The organism is Janthinobacterium sp. KBS0711, assembly GCF_000988085.1.
In the GTDB taxonomy this organism is placed as follows: domain Bacteria; phylum Pseudomonadota; class Gammaproteobacteria; order Burkholderiales; family Burkholderiaceae_D; genus Janthinobacterium; species Janthinobacterium lividum_E.
Window position 1 is genome coordinate 286060 of record NZ_LBCO01000033.1, and the last position, 17701, is coordinate 303760.

Annotated in this window: 14 protein-coding genes; 4 read left to right on the forward strand and 10 right to left on the reverse strand. The window is 65.9% G+C overall.

The features are described 5' to 3' along the window. Window positions 1-8: 8 nt before the first annotated feature. On the reverse strand, window positions 9-1814 hold the full coding sequence (locus VM94_RS19975; protein ID WP_082127811.1) for a PHA/PHB synthase family protein: 1806 nt from the start codon (window positions 1812-1814) through the stop codon (window positions 9-11). Between the two features lie 270 nt (window positions 1815-2084). Between VM94_RS19975 and VM94_RS19980 the strand changes: the two genes are divergently transcribed. Further along, window positions 2085-2324: a hypothetical protein gene (locus tag VM94_RS19980; protein WP_138829174.1), complete on the forward strand. Its 240-nt coding sequence runs from the start codon at window positions 2085-2087 to the stop codon at window positions 2322-2324. Here the strand turns inward: VM94_RS19980 and VM94_RS19985 are convergent. Next, complete coding sequence (locus VM94_RS19985; RefSeq protein ID WP_046685030.1) at window positions 2321-3223, reverse strand: LysR substrate-binding domain-containing protein; 903 nt, start codon at window positions 3221-3223, stop codon at window positions 2321-2323. The two genes, VM94_RS19980 and VM94_RS19985, sit on opposite strands and share 4 nt — an antisense overlap. Before the next feature lie 125 nt (window positions 3224-3348). On the opposite strand from VM94_RS19985, the gene VM94_RS19990 reads away from it, so the two are divergent. Both VM94_RS19990 and VM94_RS19995 read left to right on the forward strand, forming a co-directional pair. Next, window positions 3349-3999: a glutathione S-transferase family protein gene (locus VM94_RS19990; RefSeq protein ID WP_046685031.1), complete on the forward strand. Its 651-nt coding sequence runs from the start codon at window positions 3349-3351 to the stop codon at window positions 3997-3999. 18 nt (window positions 4000-4017) lie between these two features. Further along, the gene (locus VM94_RS19995; protein WP_046685032.1) at window positions 4018-5043 is read left to right on the forward strand and encodes an LLM class oxidoreductase; all 1026 of its coding nucleotides are present in this window, start codon (window positions 4018-4020) and stop codon (window positions 5041-5043) included. A gap of 6 nt (window positions 5044-5049) precedes the next feature. Here VM94_RS19995 and VM94_RS20000 read toward each other — a convergent pair whose 3' ends face one another. The 8 genes from VM94_RS20000 to VM94_RS20035 form a co-directional block, all read right to left on the reverse strand. After that, window positions 5050-6336 carry a DUF445 domain-containing protein gene (locus VM94_RS20000; RefSeq protein ID WP_046685033.1) on the reverse strand — a complete coding sequence of 429 codons (1287 nt, stop codon included), beginning with the start codon at window positions 6334-6336 and terminating at the stop codon, window positions 5050-5052. A 59-nt stretch (window positions 6337-6395) separates the two neighbouring features. Beyond that, entirely contained in the window at window positions 6396-7793 is a 1398-nt protein-coding gene (locus VM94_RS20005) for an amino acid permease (RefSeq protein ID WP_046685034.1), read from the reverse strand. Window positions 7794-8004: 211 nt separating this feature from the next. Then, window positions 8005-9792, reverse strand: a complete 1788-nt coding sequence (locus VM94_RS20010) for an MFS transporter (RefSeq protein ID WP_046685035.1) — start codon at window positions 9790-9792, stop codon at window positions 8005-8007. Window positions 9793-9843: 51 nt separating this feature from the next. Then, window positions 9844-10938: an N-acetylglucosamine-6-phosphate deacetylase gene (locus VM94_RS20015; RefSeq protein WP_046685036.1), complete on the reverse strand. Its 1095-nt coding sequence runs from the start codon at window positions 10936-10938 to the stop codon at window positions 9844-9846. A gap of 3 nt (window positions 10939-10941) precedes the next feature. After that, window positions 10942-11709, reverse strand: a complete 768-nt coding sequence (locus VM94_RS20020; protein WP_034751280.1) for a DeoR family transcriptional regulator — start codon at window positions 11707-11709, stop codon at window positions 10942-10944. A 35-nt stretch (window positions 11710-11744) separates the two neighbouring features. Continuing rightward, window positions 11745-13088, reverse strand: a complete 1344-nt coding sequence (locus VM94_RS20025; RefSeq protein ID WP_200899241.1) for a D-tagatose-bisphosphate aldolase, class II, non-catalytic subunit — start codon at window positions 13086-13088, stop codon at window positions 11745-11747. A gap of 5 nt (window positions 13089-13093) precedes the next feature. Continuing rightward, window positions 13094-14041 carry an ROK family protein gene (locus VM94_RS20030; protein WP_046685550.1) on the reverse strand — a complete coding sequence of 316 codons (948 nt, stop codon included), beginning with the start codon at window positions 14039-14041 and terminating at the stop codon, window positions 13094-13096. Continuing rightward, window positions 14028-15164: an SIS domain-containing protein gene (locus VM94_RS20035; RefSeq protein ID WP_046685037.1), complete on the reverse strand. Its 1137-nt coding sequence runs from the start codon at window positions 15162-15164 to the stop codon at window positions 14028-14030. Before VM94_RS20035 ends, VM94_RS20030 begins: the two co-directional genes overlap by 14 nt. A 347-nt stretch (window positions 15165-15511) precedes the next feature. On the opposite strand from VM94_RS20035, the gene VM94_RS29145 reads away from it, so the two are divergent. Then, a partial coding sequence (locus VM94_RS29145) for a glycoside hydrolase family 31 protein (protein WP_046685662.1) occupies window positions 15512-17701 on the forward strand: 2190 nt, incomplete at its 3' end.

Consider the following 17701-nt stretch of genomic DNA (forward strand, 5'->3'; position numbering starts at 1 on the left):
GTCGGTGGTCAGGTTTGCAGCACGTAGCTGCCCGGCGCGTCGCCCAGGTCCGGCCCCATGGCTGGCGGCGCCGCTTGCACGCTGGAGCGCTGCGCCAGCCAGGCTTGCCAGGCGGACCACCACGAACCGTCATGGTGCGGCACATCGCGCTGCCAGCTGTCCGCGTCGACATAGGGCACGTCGTGGCGGTGCGTGGCCAGCTGGTAGCTGCGGCGCGGCTGGCCCGGCGGCGAGACCACGCCCGCATTGTGGCCGCCCGAGGTGAGCAAAAAGGTGACGTCCGTGTCGGTCAGCAGCTGCAGCTTGTACACGGAGCGCCATGGCGCCACGTGGTCCGTCAGGGTGCCGACGGCGAAGATGGGTGCATCGATGTTGGGCAGGGCGATGTGGCGGCCCGCCGTGCGGTAGCGGCCCTCGGCCAGGTCGTTGTGCAGGAACAGACGGCGCAGGTATTCCGAATGCATGCGGCAGGGCATGCGCGTGGCGTCCGCATTCCAGGCCATCAGGTCGCTGTCCTGCTCGTCTTGTCCCAGCAGATAGTGGTTCAGGCGGCGCGACCAGATCAGGTCATTCGAGCGCAGCAGCTGGAAGGCGCCCGCCATCTGCTTCGTATCGAGGTAACCCTGCTTCCACATGGCCGCTTCCAGGAAGCTGACCTGGCTCTCGTCAATGAACAGCGACAGTTCGCCCGGCTCCTTGAAATCCACCTGCGAGGCCAGCATGGTGAGGCTGGCCAGGCGCGCATCGCCATCGCGCGCCATCGTGGCGGCGGCGATGGCCAGCAGGGTGCCGCCCAGGCAGTAGCCGGCCGCGTGCACCTGCGGCGCGCCCGTGATGCGGACAACGGCGTCGAGCGCGTCCATCACGCCCAGCTGGCGGTAGTCTTCCAGCGACAGTTCGCGGTCTTCCTCCGTGGGGTTTTTCCAGGAAATCATGAACACCGTGTGGCCCCGGCCCACCAGGTAGCGCACCAGCGAATTGTGCGGCGACAGGTCGAGGATATAGAACTTCATGATCCACGCCGGCACGAACAGCAGCGGCGCCGCATGCACCTTGTCGGTCGCGGGCGCGTACTGTATCAATTCGATCAAGTCGTTGCGGTAGACCACCTTGCCCGGCGTGACGGCCACGTTTTCGCCCGCCTTGTAGCGGCGCGTATCGGGCGCGTACGGCCCCATGGCGGCGCGCTGCCAGTCCTCGGCCGCGTGGACCAGGCCGCGCGCCAGGCTGGCGCCGCCGCTTTCCACGGTGGCTTGCTGCACCACGGGATTGGTCAGCATGAAGTTCGACGGCGCCAGCATGTCGAGCCACTGGCGCACGGTGAACGTGACGACATCCTCGTGGTGCGGCGCGACGCCGCGCACGCCCGTGGTGGCGCGGTGCCACCATTGCTGTTGCAGCAAGAAGCCCTGGTAGACGAGGTTGTACGGCCAGCGCCGCCAGGCCGGATCGTCGAAGCGCCGGTCCTGCGGCAGCGGCGCGATGCATGGCGTCTCGGCGGTGCCGCCAGCCAGTGCCGATTGCATGGCGTACTGCTGCCAGCGGCCGATCTTCCTCCACGCTTCCTGCACAAGGGCTTGCTGCTTCGATGGCGCCAGCGCCAGGTGGCTGAGCCAGTCGGCATACGCGTTGCCCAGCGCGGCCGGCGAAATGCCACCCGTGAGCTTGCCCAGCCAGGCGTTCAGCAGCAGGTCCAGGGTGGCGCCTTCCGGCGCTGTCTCCGGATAATCGGGCGCCGGCACGCCTTGCCAGGCGCTGCCCAGGCGCTCATGTTCAACGTTGTGCTGCGCGTCGCTCGGCTGCGTCTTGCTCATCGAGGGCTCCTGTCATTTTTTTACAGGATAGCAATAGCTTGTTCAAAAAATTATGATCTACATCAACTTTGGCCGGATGCGTGCGGCGTGGCTAGCCATCTGGATGAAACTTCGAATGAAAATGATTTAAACGAATATTGCGATTCCATCGATCTTATTTTAATAATAAAGAAAAACCATTTATTCGTGAATTTATTTATTGTATTTGGTAAATTTATGTAGCAAAATACGGTAAAGCAAGACCGATCACAGTGGATAGAGGAGATGGACATGCATACGAAATTGTCGGCAAGCGGCAGCGAAGAGGCGGGCAGAGGCTATCCACGCGGCGCAGCTGCGGGCGTCAGTCGTTCTTCCGTGCGGCGTTTGAAGGCGATAGCCTACCTGGCCCTGTTGCTGGCCGTGGTGCCGGCGGCAAGCTGCATCGCCACGGGCCGCGCCGGCGTGCCGGTGCCATTCAGCGCCCTGTGCGGCGTCGTGTCGTGCGCGGCAGGCGAGCATGGACTCTAGCGCGCGGCCTGCGCCTCCTCGCGGATCCATGCCATGAATGCCTGGACGGCAGGGCGCGTGGCCGCGTCGGGCCGCGCCACCAGGTAGTAGGCAAAGCGCGCGGGCCAGGGCAAATCCAGCACTTGCACCAGGCGCCCCGCGGCAATTTCCTCCTGCGCGTAGAGCTGCGGCACCAGGGCAAGTCCCTGTCCCGCTTCGGCTGCGCGTATCAACAGAAAATCATCTTCGAAGGCCGAGCCGCGCAGCGCCCGCGCCGCATCGGCGCTGCCGTCCGGGGCGCCATGCGCGGCCAGCCACAAGGGCCAGTCGGCGCGGTCCGTATCGTGCAGCAGCGGGTAGCGCAGACAATCGCCGGGCGTGGTGATGGGCTGCTGGCCTGCCATCAGGGCGGGGCTGGCGACGGGCACCAGCACGGGCGCCATCAATCGCGTCACCTGCAAGCCCGGATAATCTCCCAAGCCGTGGCGCAAGGCCACGTCAACCCTGTCGCGGCGCAAGTCGACCAGCGCCGACGTGGCTTCCACGCGCACCTCGATCTGCGGGTGGCGCTGGTTGAAGCGGCCCAGGCGCGGCACCAGCCACGCGGCGGCAAAGGTGGCGACCGTGCTGACGGTGAGCGTCTGGCGCCCACCCATGTCTTCCAGCGCCTGGCTGGCACCGGCGATCTGCGCGAAGGCACCCAGCAGGGTGGGGTGGACCATGGCGCCCGCTTCGGTCAGGCGCAAGCCCTGGCGTTCGCGCGTAAACAGGGGCATGCCGACCCGTTCTTCCAGCAGGCGGATTTGCTGGCTGACGGCGCCCGACGTCACGTGCAGCGCTTCGGCGGCGGCCTTGATGCTGCCGCGCTGGCCCACTTCGACAAAGGCGCGCAGCGCCTGGAGCGGTAATGGATGCTTCATCAATATAGTTTATCTATAGCCAGAAAGTAAAAATCATCGTTTCCATTCTCCGAAGATAAGAGCGAGGATGGCGGTGTTTGCAACGCTTATTTTACTTCAGTAAAACTATATCGACAGGATACTTCATGCACAGCATCACATCCCTGGCGGGTTCGCTTGAACTCTACACCGACAGCTCGCCCAACGGCTTCAAGGCCACCATCGCACTGGCCGAACTGGGCTTGCCCTACCGGCTGCGCCATGTGCGCATCGAACAGGGCGAACACCGGCTGCCCGCTTTCCTGGCCCTCAATCCGTACGGGCGCATTCCCGTGCTGGTCGACCACGACACGGGCATCACCGTGTTCGAATCGGCCGCCATCTTGCTATACCTGGCCGAGAAGACTGGGCGGCTGTTGCCCGCGGCGCCCGCGCCGCGCTGGGCCGCCATCACCTGGCTGCAATTTCATGCGGCCAGCATGGGGCCGGTGCTGGGCCAGCGCGTGCATTTCGAGATCGTCGACGCGGGCGCGAACGTGCCCGCCACGGCGCACTTTCGTCGCTTGTGCGACGCCGCGCTGGCCACCATGGATGGCCGCCTGGCGGCTAACGCCTACCTGGCCGGCGACGACTATTCCATCGCCGACATCGCCAGCTTCGGCTGGCTGCACATCGCCCGCATCGTCGGCTTCGACCTTGGCGCCTGGCCGCACATCAGCAGTTGGTACGCCCGCGTGGCGGCCCGCCCGGCCGTGCGGCTGGGCGTCACTATCCCCGCGCCCGCCACGGGAGCCTGATTCTTATCGAGGAACAGCATGAGCAATGACATCACGGAAGGCGCCTCGTCGCAGGCCTTCACGCAGCACCGCGGCTATCGCCGCATGTTCGCGCCCGGCGCGCTTACCCTCGGCATCTACCTGCCGCTGCGCTTTTACCAGGGCGACATGCAGGCGCTGGCCGGCCAGGCCGACCTGGTCGCCGCCATGGACAAGCAAGGCTTTGCCGCCGCGTGGGTGCGCGACATTCCCCTGTTCGACCCGCGCTTCGGTGATGCGGGCCAGCTGTTCGACCCGTGGACCTATCTCGCCTACCTGGCGGCGCGCACGGACTCGCTGGCCCTGGCCACGGGCAGCGCCATTTTCACCCTGCGCCATCCCATCGACCTGGCCAAGGCGGCCGCCAGCATCGACCAGCTGTCGGGCGGGCGCCTGGTGCTGGGCACGGCCTCGGGCGACCGCGCCAGCGAATTTCCCGCGTATGGCGTGCCGTACGATACGCGCGGCGAACGCTATGCGCAGGCCGTGCACCTGTTCCGCCAATTGCTGCGCCCTGGCCCCGCGCATGTCAGCAGCCCGCTGGGCAGGATCGAGGGCCTCGAACTGCTGCCCAAGCCCGTGGCGGGCGCCATTCCCCTGATCGTCACCAGTTCCTCGGGCCAGCCGCTTGAGTGGATAGGGCGCCACGCCGATGGCTGGCTGACGTATCCGGAAGCGACCGATACGCAGGACGGGCCGCGCCGGCTGGCGGAAAAGATCCGCGCCTGGCGCCAGTGCATACCCGATGGCGGCTTCCGACCGCACATGTGCAATGAGTGGCTGGACCTGGTGGACGACCCTGATTACCCGCGTACGCCCTTGCGCAGCGGCTATGTGCTGCGCACGGGGTGCAAGGGCTTGATCGATTTGCTGGGGGAATGGCAGGAAGCGGGTGTCAACCATGCGGCGCTGGGCATCCAGCATGGCCGGCGTCCGGCCGCCGAGGTGCTGCAGGAACTGGCGCAGGAAGTGCTGCCGCATTTTCCGTCGCATGCCGCGCCCACCAGCGCCACGCCACGCTGGTAAGTCCGCTTAGAACGCCTGGCTGGCCGCGTAAATGAGCAAGCCGGCCAGGCCGCCCACGATGGTGCCGTTGATGCGGATGAATTGCAGGTCGCGTCCGATGGCCAGTTCGATGCGCTCGCTCATTTCTTCCTTGCTCCACAGGTCCAGGCGGCTGGCGATGAAGGCGCCCACTTCGCCCCGGTAGCGGCGCACCAGCGACCCGCTGCCGGCGACGATGGCGCCGTTCAGCCATGCCCGCGCATGGTCGTCCGTGCCGAGCACCCGGCCCGTGTTGCGCGCCAGGCCGGCGATGGCTTGCGCCAGCACGGGCTGGTCCGCGTGCAGGTCGGCCAGCACGCGCGTGCTGATGTGGTGCCACACGTCGCCCAGCATGGCTTGCACCGTGTCGCTGGCGACCAGCTGCAGCTGGTAGCGGCGCACGGTCTCCTGCCACTGCGGGTCGGCTTTCAGGTGCAGTGCGCTGTCGGCGATCCAGCCGGCGATGCGCTGGCGCAGCGGGTGCTCGGGATCGAGGCGCACGGCGAGCGCGAATTTTTGCAGCGAGGCGATCATGCGCGGCTCGTACGCTTTCACGGCCTTTTTTATCAGCGCGTTCTCGATCTGGAAGGCGCCCAGCACGAAGTCGCCGATGGCCGCGTGGTGGGTCTCGTCGTCCAGGTAGGCGGCGCCGCGGTCGAGCAGGAAGTCCAGCAATTCTTGCGGCTTGCCGTCGGCGATCAGCGCATCGATGCAGTCGGCCGCCACGTCCGACAGATTCAATTGGCCCAGGTAGCTGCTGGCCTGTTCGCGCAGCAGTTGCCCCAGCTTGTCATTGTCGGCCATCGCCAGCAGCTGCTTCACCACACCGGCGCTGGCCATGCCCAGCTGCCGCGCGTGGGCCTCGTTCGCCAGCCAGGCGCCCAGGCGTGCGGCAGGGTCGGCTTGCACGATGCGCTCGGCGATGCCTTGCTCGGTAATGAAATGGTTTTCCACGAAGGCGCCCAGGCTGCGCCCGATGTCCGCCTTGCTGTTCGGGATGATGGCCGTATGCCACAGGGGGATGCCCAGCGGGTGGCGGAACAGGGCCACGACGGCGAACCAGTCGGCGATCGCGCCCACCATGGACGCTTCCGCGAACGCTTCCACATAGCCCCAGGCCGGGTGGCCGCCCCGCTGCGAGCGGGCCACGGCAAACACCAGCGCGGCCAGCAGCAGCAAGCCGGCGGCCAGCAGCTGCATGCTGCGCAGGCGCGCGCGCTTGAGCTGGTCCGTGCTCTGGTCCAGTAGGGCGATGAGGTCGGGGGAACGTTGCATGGATGGCGGCCTGCAGGGTTGCGAGACCGCCATCTTACTGCGATGGCGCAGTGGAAGGATTACTGTTGCGGATGCAGCAGCGAACGGCGGCGCGCGTAGCCGAAGTAGATGGCCAGGCCGATCACGAGCCAGATGGAAAAGGCCATCCAGGTGAACCAGCTCAGGAAGGTCATCAGGCCTACGCACAGGAGCACGGCCAGTGCCGGCACATACGGCACGCCGGGGCAGCGGAAGGCGCGCGGCAAGTCGGGACGGCGCTTGCGCAGCACCACGACGGCAATCGACACCATGGTGAAGGCGGCCAGGGTGCCGATGTTGATCAGTTCAGCCAGGATGTTGAGCGGGATCACGGCGGCGATCAGGCCGAACACGATGCCGACGAGCCAGGTGGCGAAGAACGGCGTGTGGAAGCGCGGGTGCACGGTCGACAGGCGCTTGGGCAGCAGGCCGTCGCGCGACATGGCGAAGATGATGCGCGTCTGGCCGAAGGCCATCACGAGAATCACGGTGGTCATGCCGAGGATGGCGCCCAGGTCGACGAAGCCGGCGATCCAGTTTTCGCCCGCATATTGCAGGGCCAGCGAGACGGGATGGTCGACACCGAGGAATTTTTGATACGGCACGATGCCCGTCATGATGGCCGACACCACGACGTACAGCACGGCGCACACGGCCAAGGATCCTATGATGCCGATAGGCAGGTCGCGCGACGGCTTTTTGACTTCTTCGGCGGCCGAAGTGACGGCGTCGAAACCGATGAAGGCGAAGAAGACGAGGGCGGCGGCGCTCAGCATGCCGTGGTAGCCGAAGGGCATGTAGGGCTGCCAGTTGGCCGGCTGCACGTGGCGCGCGCCGAAGATGATGAACAGCAGCACCACGCCCACCTTGATGGCGACCATGATGTTGTTCAGGCGCGCCGATTCGCGCACGCCCCAGCCCAGCATGGCCGTCAGCAGCAGCATGATGACGAGGGCGGGCAGGTTGATGAAGGTGGTCACGCCAGGCAGGGCGCCCGGAGCGGCAGTCAGGGCGACAGGTAACGTTATGCCAAAGCCCGACAGCAGCGACTGGAAGTAGCCGGACCAGCCGACGCAGACGGCGGCCGCGGCAAGGCCGTACTCGAGCAGCAAGTCCCAGCCTATCATCCAGGCGGCCAGTTCGCCCAGGGTGGCATAGCTGTAGGTGTAGATGGAGCCGGCGACCGGCACGGTGGAAGCGAATTCCGCATAACACAGGGCGGCGAAACAGCAGGCGACGGCCGCCACGACGAACGACAGCGACAGGGCGGGGCCGGCCGTCAGGGCGCCCGTTCCGGTGAGCACGAAAATGCCCGTGCCGACGATGGCGCCTATGCCCATGAGGACAAGGTCGAAGGGCCCCAGCACTTTCGCCAGACCTCCCGGTTTCTTGCTGTGGGCGATCATGTCATCCAAATTCTTGGTTCTAAATAAGCTCACTGTGTCTCCTGGTGGTTTTTGTCATGGCGCCATTGCCGCCTCGTGAGTAGCACGACGCAGCCAGATTCTAGCCCACGCGCCCTTGATTCCAGAAGGAAAACCGTACTGTGCCGGGTGCGCCAGCCCTGTAAACTTGTCCGGCGGGCAAAAAAAAGCCCCGGGATGATGGAACGGGGCCGTAAAGGAGACTGCTACAGTTGGTTACTCTGGCTTACTTTGCAAAGTGCGCTTCGATCTCTTCGAGCGTCTTGCCCTTGGTCTCGGGGAGCAGGAACGCGGCGGCCAGGAAATACAGCACCGTGCAGCCGGCGCCAAAGAAGAACAGGGTCGAATAACCGTGCAAGCCCACGGTCGGCAGGAAGATGGCGGCGATCACCGTCGAGACGAATTGGTTGACGAGCAGGGCGATGCTCATGCCGTTCGAGCGGATGCGCGTCGGCATCAGCTCGGACAGGGCCAGCCACACGCACACGCCCGGCCCCACGGCAAAGCTGGACACGAACACGCAGATGGCGACCGCCACCAGCCAGCCGTGCGTGGACGAGGGCACGGGACCCAGGCTGGCCTTCTCGATGCGCAGCGGCGCTTCGCGTCCGGCGGCCGGGTCGGCGAACGGATTGAGATGCAGCTTGCGGAAGAACACGCCGATCACGCTGTCAGGCTGCACGGCGTCGTCGCGGGCGATCGTCACCTGGCGCAGCACGGGGTCGTCGCTGCGCAGGCTTTTCACATTCGTGAACGGACCGTAGGCGTAGGCGATGGTCAGCTGCTGCGGCGTGCCGTCGGCGGCCGCGCCCAGTGCCGTCAAGGTGGCCGCATCGAGCTGCAAGGCCAGGCTGTCCGCTTGCACTTGCGATGCGATGGCGGGACGCACGTCGGCCAGGTGCGCTTCGGCGCCGCGGAACAGCAGGCCGGCCGCCAGCAGCGAGACGACGATGCCGCCCGTGCCCAGCATCAGCAGGAACTTGCGGCCCTTGCGGTCCACCAGCAGCACGGCCACCACCGTCATCACGGCATTGAGTACTTTCAGCAGGACGTCGGCCATGTTGGCCGAGGCGCCCGACAGGCCCGCCTGGTTCAGGATATTGACGACATAGGCGAGGATGGAATTGATGCCCGTGGCCTGCGTGCAGGCGAGGATCAGGCAGGCGAGCAGGAAGGGCAGCACGTAGCGGCGGCTCAGCAGCGGGTCTTTCGCCTTGCCGCTGGCCTTGGCCGTATTCTCCGGCGTATCCTGCATCTCGCGCAGTTCGATGTCGGCGGCGGCGGGCAAACGCGTGCGCAGCAGCGACTGGCGCGCCTGCTCGATGCGGCCCCGTTGCGCCAGCCAGCGCGGCGACTCGGCCAGCAGCAGGGCGCCGATGGTAAACACGAGGCCCGGTGTCAAACAGACCCAGAAGATGCTGCGCCACGCGTGATCCTTGGCCGTGAAGATGGCGGCGATGCGGCCCGCTTCCGGCAAGGCTTGCGCCGCCTGCGTGGCCGTTTCCACCGTCTGCGCCTGCAGCAGGCCGATCAGGGCGGCGGCCACCAGGCCGATGGTCAGCAGCAGCTGGAACAGGGCGGCGCCGCGTCCACGTTGCTGCGCGGGCAGGCATTCGGCCAGGTACAGGGGCACGACGACGCCGATCAAGCCGCCGCTGATGCCTTGCAGCAGACGGCCCAGCAGCAGCGGCGTGTAGCCGTCTGCCAGCGCGATCAGCGGGATGCTGGCGCTGAACAGGGCGCCGGCCAGGAACATCACCCAGCGCCGGCCCAGGAGATCGGCCAGGGCGCCGGCGAACAGCGACGACAGGACCGATCCCAGGAGCACTGCGGCGACGATAAAGCTCAGCTGCTGGGCCGTCAGTTTCCAGGCCACCGAGGCCGTCGATTCCAGGTAGGGCAGGGCGCCGGCGATGATGCCGATGTCTATGCCGTATAGCAATCCCCCCATGCCGGCAATAAATAGCAGGTAGCGCATGGCCCACACGGGGGCCTTGTGTGACGTGTCGTGCATGGTAACTCCGGGACGGGGTTGAGGTTGGGGGGATGAGTCTGGAGGCTGAATTTAGCGGGTGGAAAGATCGATGGCCGCGCCTTCGACGAAGACGGACACTGGCTGTAATTGGGAATCGAGGACGACGATATCGGCCCAGGCGCCCGGCGCCAGTCGGCCCCGTTCGGATTCGCCCAGGTAATCGGCCGGGTACAGCGACAAGCGGTTCGACGCGTCGGCCAGGTCCAGGCCCAGGTCGACGAAATTGCGCAGGGCCTGGTCCATGGTCAGCACGCTGCCGGCCAGCGAGCCCGTGGCCAGGCGCACGCAGCCCAGGCATTTGTAGACGCGCTGCGTGCCCAGGCCGTATTCGCCATCGGGCATGCCGGTGGCCGAGGTGGCGTCCGTTACGCCGTACAGGCGCGGGATGGCGCGCAGGGCCGCGCGCAGGGCGCCCTTGGCCACGTGCTGCAGGTCGGGGATGATTTCCGCGTATTCGGCATGCGCCAGCGCCGCGCCCACCATGCCCGGGTCGTAATGCGTCATGCCCGTCATGCCGTTGTACAGGTGGGTAAAGCCGGACACGCCGGCCTGCAGCGCCGCCACGCCTTCGTCATACGTGCCGGCGCTGTGGCCGATCTGCACGCGGATGCCCATCGCGACCAGCTGCGGGATCAGTTCCAGGTGGCCGGGGATTTCCGGCGCCATGGTCAGGACCTTGATGGGGGCGATGGCGTGGAAGCGCTGCACCAGCGCCAGGCTCGCCTGCACCACGTCGGGCGGCTGCGCGCCCAGGCGGTGCAAATTCAAGAACGGTCCTTCCAGGTGCACGCCCAGCATGCGCGCGCCGTTGGCGGGGCGCTCGGCGATGACGCCGGCCAGGCCTTGCAGGGCGCGCAGGATCGACGGTTCTTTCGCCGTCAGAGTGGTGCCCAGGAGGGCCGTGGTGCCGTGGCGCGCGTGCACTTGCGCCACGGTGGCGCCCGCGTTCCCGCCTTCCATGATGTCGACGCCGGCCGCGCCATGCACGTGCAGGTCGATGAAGCCGGGCAGAATGGTCAGCGCGCTGTCGGCGGCAGGGTCTTCTTGTATCTGGACGATGCGCTGGTCAAAGGTGATGGTGCCCGTGATCCAGCCAGATGGGGTAAGGATTCTGCCGCTCAGCATGTGTTATTCCGCTATAAAAAGTTCGATGCCCAGCTTTTGCAGCCCTTCGCGGTACTCCTGGCTGATGCTGGCATCGGTGATGACGGTATCGACGCGGTCCAGCTGCACGATGCGGTGCAGGCTGACGCGGCCGAACTTCGAGGCGTCCGTGAGGACGATGATTTTCTTGGCCCGTTCCACCATCTTGTGGTTCAGGCTTGCTTCCGCTTCGTGGTGGGTGGTGACGCCAAACTGCAGGTCGAAGCCGTCCACGCCCAGGAACAGCTTGTCGAAGCTGTAGGCTTGCAAGCAGGTTTCGGCCTGGCTGCCCTGGATCGACAGCGACTGCTTGCGCAGCAGGCCGCCCGTGAGGATCAGGTCCACGCCGGGTGCGTCGGCCAGTTCCCATGCGATGTTCAGGCCATTCGTGGCCACCGTCACGCCCGTCGCATCGCGCAGATGGCGCGCCAGCGAGATGGTCGTGGTGCCCGAGTCGATGATGATGTTGTCGCCCGGTTCCACCAGCCGCGCCGCATAGGCGCCGATGCGCTCCTTCTGCTCGTGGTTGATGGCGTCCTTTTGGCGTATCGTGTGTTCAAGCGGGGGCGTGCGCGTGAGGGTCGCACCGCCGTGGCTGCGCGTGGCCATGCCTTGCGCTTCCAGCGCATTCAAGTCGCTGCGGATGGTGACCGCGGACACGCCGAGCTTTTCCACCAAGTCGGTCACTTGCACCGAGCCCTGCTGGGCAAGCATTTGGAGGATGGATTCACGGCGTTGGCTGGTATTTCGCATGGTGGCGGGCTCGGTAAAAAGTGAAAATACCGAGCTTAACAGATTGCCGCTTCGGCAATGACGGGGACTGCCGCATTGCGGTTGCAGGCGCGCGCATATTGCGCCAGCAAGCTGCCGATCTTGTGCTCGATCAGGGCCTGCGCCTGCGCCGGCAAGCCGCCCTGCACCACGGCCAGATACTGCTCCGGCAAATGCTGGCTCAACAGCGGCAGCGGAATGGCCACGGTGTCCAGGTTGGCCAGCAGCTTGGCGACGGCGGCCGCCACTTCCGGCTCGCCCCAGTAATAGCGGCAACGGTCGCTCAAGCCGTAGCGGCGCATCAGGCGCTGTTCTTCCGGCGTGCCCAGGTAATGCTTGATCCAGTTCTTCGGCTTGGCCACCATCACGTCGTCGAGCACTTGCATCAGCTGCGAGGTGGCGTGCGCTGGCAGCAGTTCTTCCTCGATCTGGCACAGCGCGAACAGCGCCTCGCGCAGGGCGAAGGTGGCGGCCGGGCCCACTTTCAGAATGGCGAAATGGTCGCGCACCATGGCGTGCAGCGCCGTTTCCCGCTGGTAGTCGGTGGAGTGGGCTTCAAAGACGAGGCCGGGCTGCTCGGCAACGAAGGCCGACAGTTCGGCGGCGGCATCGGCGTCGTAGTGCTGGATGCTGCTCTGGTCGAAATCGACACCCGGCTGCACCACCATGGCGATGACACGGCGCCAGGCGCCATGCAATTCCTTGTCGAGGAAAGCGCGGCGGTGCACGTCCAGCGTGCGGCGCGCCGCCTGCGGGCTGGTGACGGCGCCGGCCTGCGCCAGCGACGCTTCGCCTCCGGGAACCGGCACTTCCGTGCCGATCACGTAGACGGGCGGCGCGAAGCCGGCTGCTGCTGCCGCTTCCTCGGCGACGACGCACAGGCGCGCCGAACGGGCGGCCACGGTTTCATCGTCGAGCTGCAAGGGATCGTCTGCACAGCGCATGCTGCAATCGAGGTGGATCTTATGGAAGCCGGCCGACGCATACGCGGCGATCAGGGTTTCGGCGTGGTTCATCGCGGTGGCCGCATCGAGGTGCTGCCAGGCGTTCGGACCCAGATGGTCGCCGCCCAGCACGAGGCGGCTGGCGGGGAAACCCTGTTCGCGGGCCAGGGCCAGCATGGTGTCGCGGAAAACGGCCGGCGTCATGCCCGTGTAGCCGCCGAACTGGTCGACCTGGTTCGACGTCGCCTCGATCAGCAGCACCGTGTCGTACTCGCTGGCCACGCGCATGGCGGCGCGCAGCACGCTCGGGTGGCTGCAGCAGACGGCGTACAGCCCCACGCGCTCGCCGCGGCGGTGCGCCTTGATCACTTGCTGGATCGGGGACAGGGTAAAAGTCGGATTTTCCGCTTGTTTCATGATGGTTACGCCTTTGTATGTTGTCGTATCAAGAGGGCTGCGCCGCGCGCGCCGCCGGCGTCGCCAAAGCGGGGCGGCAGTATCGGCGGCACGTGCACGCCGGGGAACAGATGGCGCTTCACGGCGGCCGGCAACTTGTCGTACAGGTGCGGCAGCTTGGACAGGCCGCCGCCAAGCACGATGACGTGCGGGTCGTAGGCCAGCACGAGGCCGGCCAGCGCGTGGCCCAGCACGTCGAGGTGCACGGCCACCGTGCGCTGGGCCACGGCGTCGCCCATGTTGGCGCGCGCGACGATGGCCAGCGGCTCGGCGCCGTCGCCGCCGAAATGCGCGTGGATTTTGCGCATGGCGGGGCCGGAGACATAGCGTTCCAGACAGCCCGCCTTGCCGCACGGGCAGGCGTAATCGGCCAGGCCGTGCTGCGCCATCAAGGTGGCGGGCAGGCTCCAGTGGCCCCATTCGCCGGCCACGCCGTTAAAGCCGCGCAGCAGCTGGCCGCCCACACAATAGCCGCCGCCGGCGCCCGTGCCGAGGATGGCGCCGAACATGCTGGCGGCGTTGTCGGCCGCGCCGCCTTGCGCTTCCGACAGGGCGAAGCACTGGCAATCGTTGCCGATGGCGACAGGACGCCGCAAGGCTTGCTGCAGGGTTTGCGCCACGAGGCGGCCGTTCAGGGCCGGCACGTTGGAACTGAGCTGGCGACCGCTGGCGCTGTCGATCACGCCGGGCAAGCCGATGCCGACGGGCGCCGTCGTGCCCAGCGCCGCGTCGCCGCGCGCTACCAGGTCGACGATGGCTTGCACGAAGGCGGCAAAATCGTCGCCCGGCGTGGCCACCCGTTCGCGGAACACTTCCGTCAGCGCGCCATCGCGGTCGGCAAAGGCGACCAGCTCCATCTTGCTGCCGCCGATGTCGATGCCGTGGTAGCCGGCTGTGGGATTAGAATTTGTCATGGCCATAGATGGTGACGCCTTGCACGACACGGTTGACGATGCCGCCGGCGAATGGATTGTCGGGGCGCAGTTGCAGCAGCGCGGACTGGTGCAGCGCATATTGCTGCGCCATCAGCAGCCACAGCGGAGCCAGCCAGGCGTCGGGCCAGGCCGGCGCATCGGCAGAGAGGTCGCCGCCGATACCCACCGTCAGGCACGTCTGCGCCACGCTGTCGCGCTGCAGTTCTTTCAATAGGTCGTCTTCGTATTGGCGTGCCAATGGCTTGCCGCTGCGCAGCAGGATCACGAGCGACTCCGTGGTGACGGCCGATTTCGGGCCGTGGCGAAAGCCCAGCGGCGTATTCGCCATCGCCATAACTCTGCCGCCCGTCAATTCCAGGATTTTCAATGCGGCTTCCTTGGCCAGCGCTTCCAGCGGGCCGCTGCCCAGGTAGACGACGCGCCGTACGGGTGTCGAACCGAGGTCCGCCACAGGCGCCGACCAGTCGCGCAAGGCTTGTTCACCCAGCTGCGCCAAGGTGTCCATGCGAGACAGATCCGTGTCCTTGCCCAGCACCGACAGGGCGGCCAGCAGCATGCTGCTGAAACTGCTGGTCATGGCGAAGCCGCGGTCGCAGCTGCCTTCCGGCATCAGCAGGTTATAGGTATTGCTGTCGTTCGCGCCCTGGCGCGCCAGCTTGCCGTCCGCGTTGCAGGTGATGTTCAGGAAGCGCGCGCCGGGCACGACCTGGCGCAGCAGTTCCACGGCCGCCAGGCTTTCCGGGCTGTCGCCGCTGCGGGCAAACGAGACGAGCAGGGTGGGCGCGTCCGCTTCCAGGTACAGCTCATGGTGCGTCAGCAACGTCGTGGTGGCGATGGCGCGGATCTGCGCGGGCCAGGCCGCATTCAAGGTATCGACGACGATTTCGCCCACATAGGCGGAGCTGCCGGCGCCCGTCAGGATGACGCGTTGTTGTGGGTTCGACAGCGCGTCGCCCAGGAAGGCGGCCAGTGTCGCTTGCTCCTTGCGCAAGATGCCGGCCAGCGCGCGCCAGATGGCTGGCTGGTGGGCGATTTCCTCGGCCGTGTGCAGGCCGCCGATGTCGCGCCAGGTTTGAATGTCACGCTGAAGAAGGGTAGTCATGAGAGGTCAGTAAAGTGTTTGTTGGAGAAAGCATAAATACTAAATTTCGAAAAGTCAAATACGAAAGTAAAACGAAAGTAAATAGTTTTCTGTCTTGCGAAATAATGTCTTTTTAACGGCGGTGAAGGATGTTGCGGTGCAGCGCAAAAGCCCGTGGCGGCGCGGCCTGTCGCTGAAATGCCACGATAACGAAAGTATGTTTTGTGACATTTTGGTGAAACGTAAGAAAAATGCGCCAATTCTGGGCATTTTATTAATAAATTGCCGCTTTAACTTTCTTTTGATTGACGATATTTATTTTTCTTCTTAAAGTATTTCCATCACTTTGATTTTCTGAAAGCCGCCTGATGAAACCTCTCCCGCTTCCCCGCCGCGCCCTTGCCGCCTGTGTCCTGGCCGCCCTTGCCACCCTGGCCGCACCGGGCCTGCAGGCCGCGCCTATCGGTAACCTGGCCAGCTTGAGTGCCGTGCATGCGGTCGACATGGCCAAGGGCGAGGCGCTGGGCTGGGACGTGCGCAGCGATACGGGCATGCAACTGCGTATCAGCCTGCCGCAGGTGGACGTGCTGCGCATCCAGGCGGGCGGCAAGGCCGGCTTGACGGGGCCCGGCGACAAGGCCGCGCCCATCGTCGTGGGCCAGCCTGCCGCGCAGGTGGCGTACCAGATCAATGAACAGCCCGACCATATCCTGATCAGCACCGAAGCCCTGAGCCTGCGCATCGACCGCAAACCGTTGCGCTTTACTCTGTTGCGCAAGGGCGATGCGGTGCCGCTGTGGCGCGAGGTGCAGCCGCTGTCGCTCGACGACAAGCAGGGCGTGCAGGTGCTATCGAGCTTGCCGGGCGAGCGTTACTTTGGCGGCGGCCAGCAAAATGGCCGCTTCGAATTCAAGGGCAAGCAGGTGCCCGTGTCGTATTCGGGCGGCTGGGAAGAGGGCGACCGGCCGAATCCCGCGCCATTCCTCATGAGTTCAAGGGGCTGGGGCATGCTGCGCAATACCTGGTCCGACGGCAATTACGACTTGCGCGACAAGGAGCAGATCTCGCTGCAGCACGCGGAAGGGCGCTTCGATGCGTATTTCTTTGTCGGCAAGGACTTGCGCGACGTCGTCGCCCGCTACACGGACTTGACGGGCCGCGCGCGCATGCTGCCCCGCTGGGCGCTGGAATACGGCGACGCCGACTGCTACAACGATGGCGACAACGTGAAAAAGCCCGGTTCCGTGCCGAAGGGCTGGACGGACGGTCCCACGGGCAAGACGCCGGACGTGGTGGAAACCGTGGCGCGCCAGTACCGCGAACACGACATGCCGGGCGGCTGGATACTGCCCAACGACGGCTATGGTTGCGGCTACACGAACTTGCCGGAAACCGTGAAGGGCCTGGCCGGCTATGGCTTCCGCACGGGCCTGTGGACGGAAAACGGCGTCGACAAGATCGCCTGGGAAGTGGGCCAGGCGGGCAGCCGCGTGCAAAAGCTGGACGTGGCGTGGACGGGCAAGGGCTACCAGTTCGCCATGGACGCGAACAAGTCGGCCTACGACGGCATCCTGAACAACTCCGACAGCCGGCCGTTTTTGTGGACGGTGATGGGCTGGGCCGGCATCCAGCGCTACGCCGTGGCGTGGACGGGCGACCAGAGCGCCAGCTGGGATTACATCCGCTGGCACATCCCGACACTGATCGGTTCGGGCCTGTCCGGCCAGGCCTATGCATCGGGCGACGTGGACGCCATCTTTGGCGGCAGCCCGGAAACCTATCTGCGCGACCTGCAGTGGAAAAGCTTTACGCCTGTCCTGATGGGCATGTCCGGCTGGGCCGCTGCCGAGCGCAAGCACCCGTGGTGGTTCGAGCAGCCGTACCGCGACATCAACCGCCGCTATCTGAAGCTGAAGATGCGCCTCACCCCGTATATGTATACCCTCGTGCGCGAAGCGGAGCAATCGGGCGCGCCGCTGGTGCGCGGCCTGATGTGGGATTACCCGCAAGACCCGGCCGCCTACACGGAAGCGTACAAATACCAGTTCCTCCTGGGCCGCGACGTGCTGGTGGCGCCCGTCTACCGCAGCCAGACCGTCAGCGGCGGCTGGCGCAAGGGCATCCACCTGCCGCAGGGCACGTGGTACGACTACTGGGACGGCCGCCAGGCCACGGCCGACGCCAAAGGACGCGACCTCGACATGCAGGTGACGCTCGATAAGCTGCCCGTGTTCGTGCGCGCCGGCGCCATCCTGCCCATGTATCCGGAAATGCTGTACGACGGCCAGAAGCCGAAGGATCAGCTGACCCTCGATATCTACCCGCACGGCGATTCCGACTACACCCTGTATGAAGACGATGGCAACACGCGCCAGTACCAGGGCGGCGCCTTCAGCCAGCAAGTCATCCGCATGCGCCAGATGGGCGCCGACGTGCAGGTCGACATCGGCGCCGTCGATGGCCGGTACCAGGGCCAGGAAGCGCGCCGCGGCTATGCGCTGCGGATGCTGGCGGGCCAGGCGCCGGCCGCCGTGCGCGCCGGCGAACGGCTGATCGCG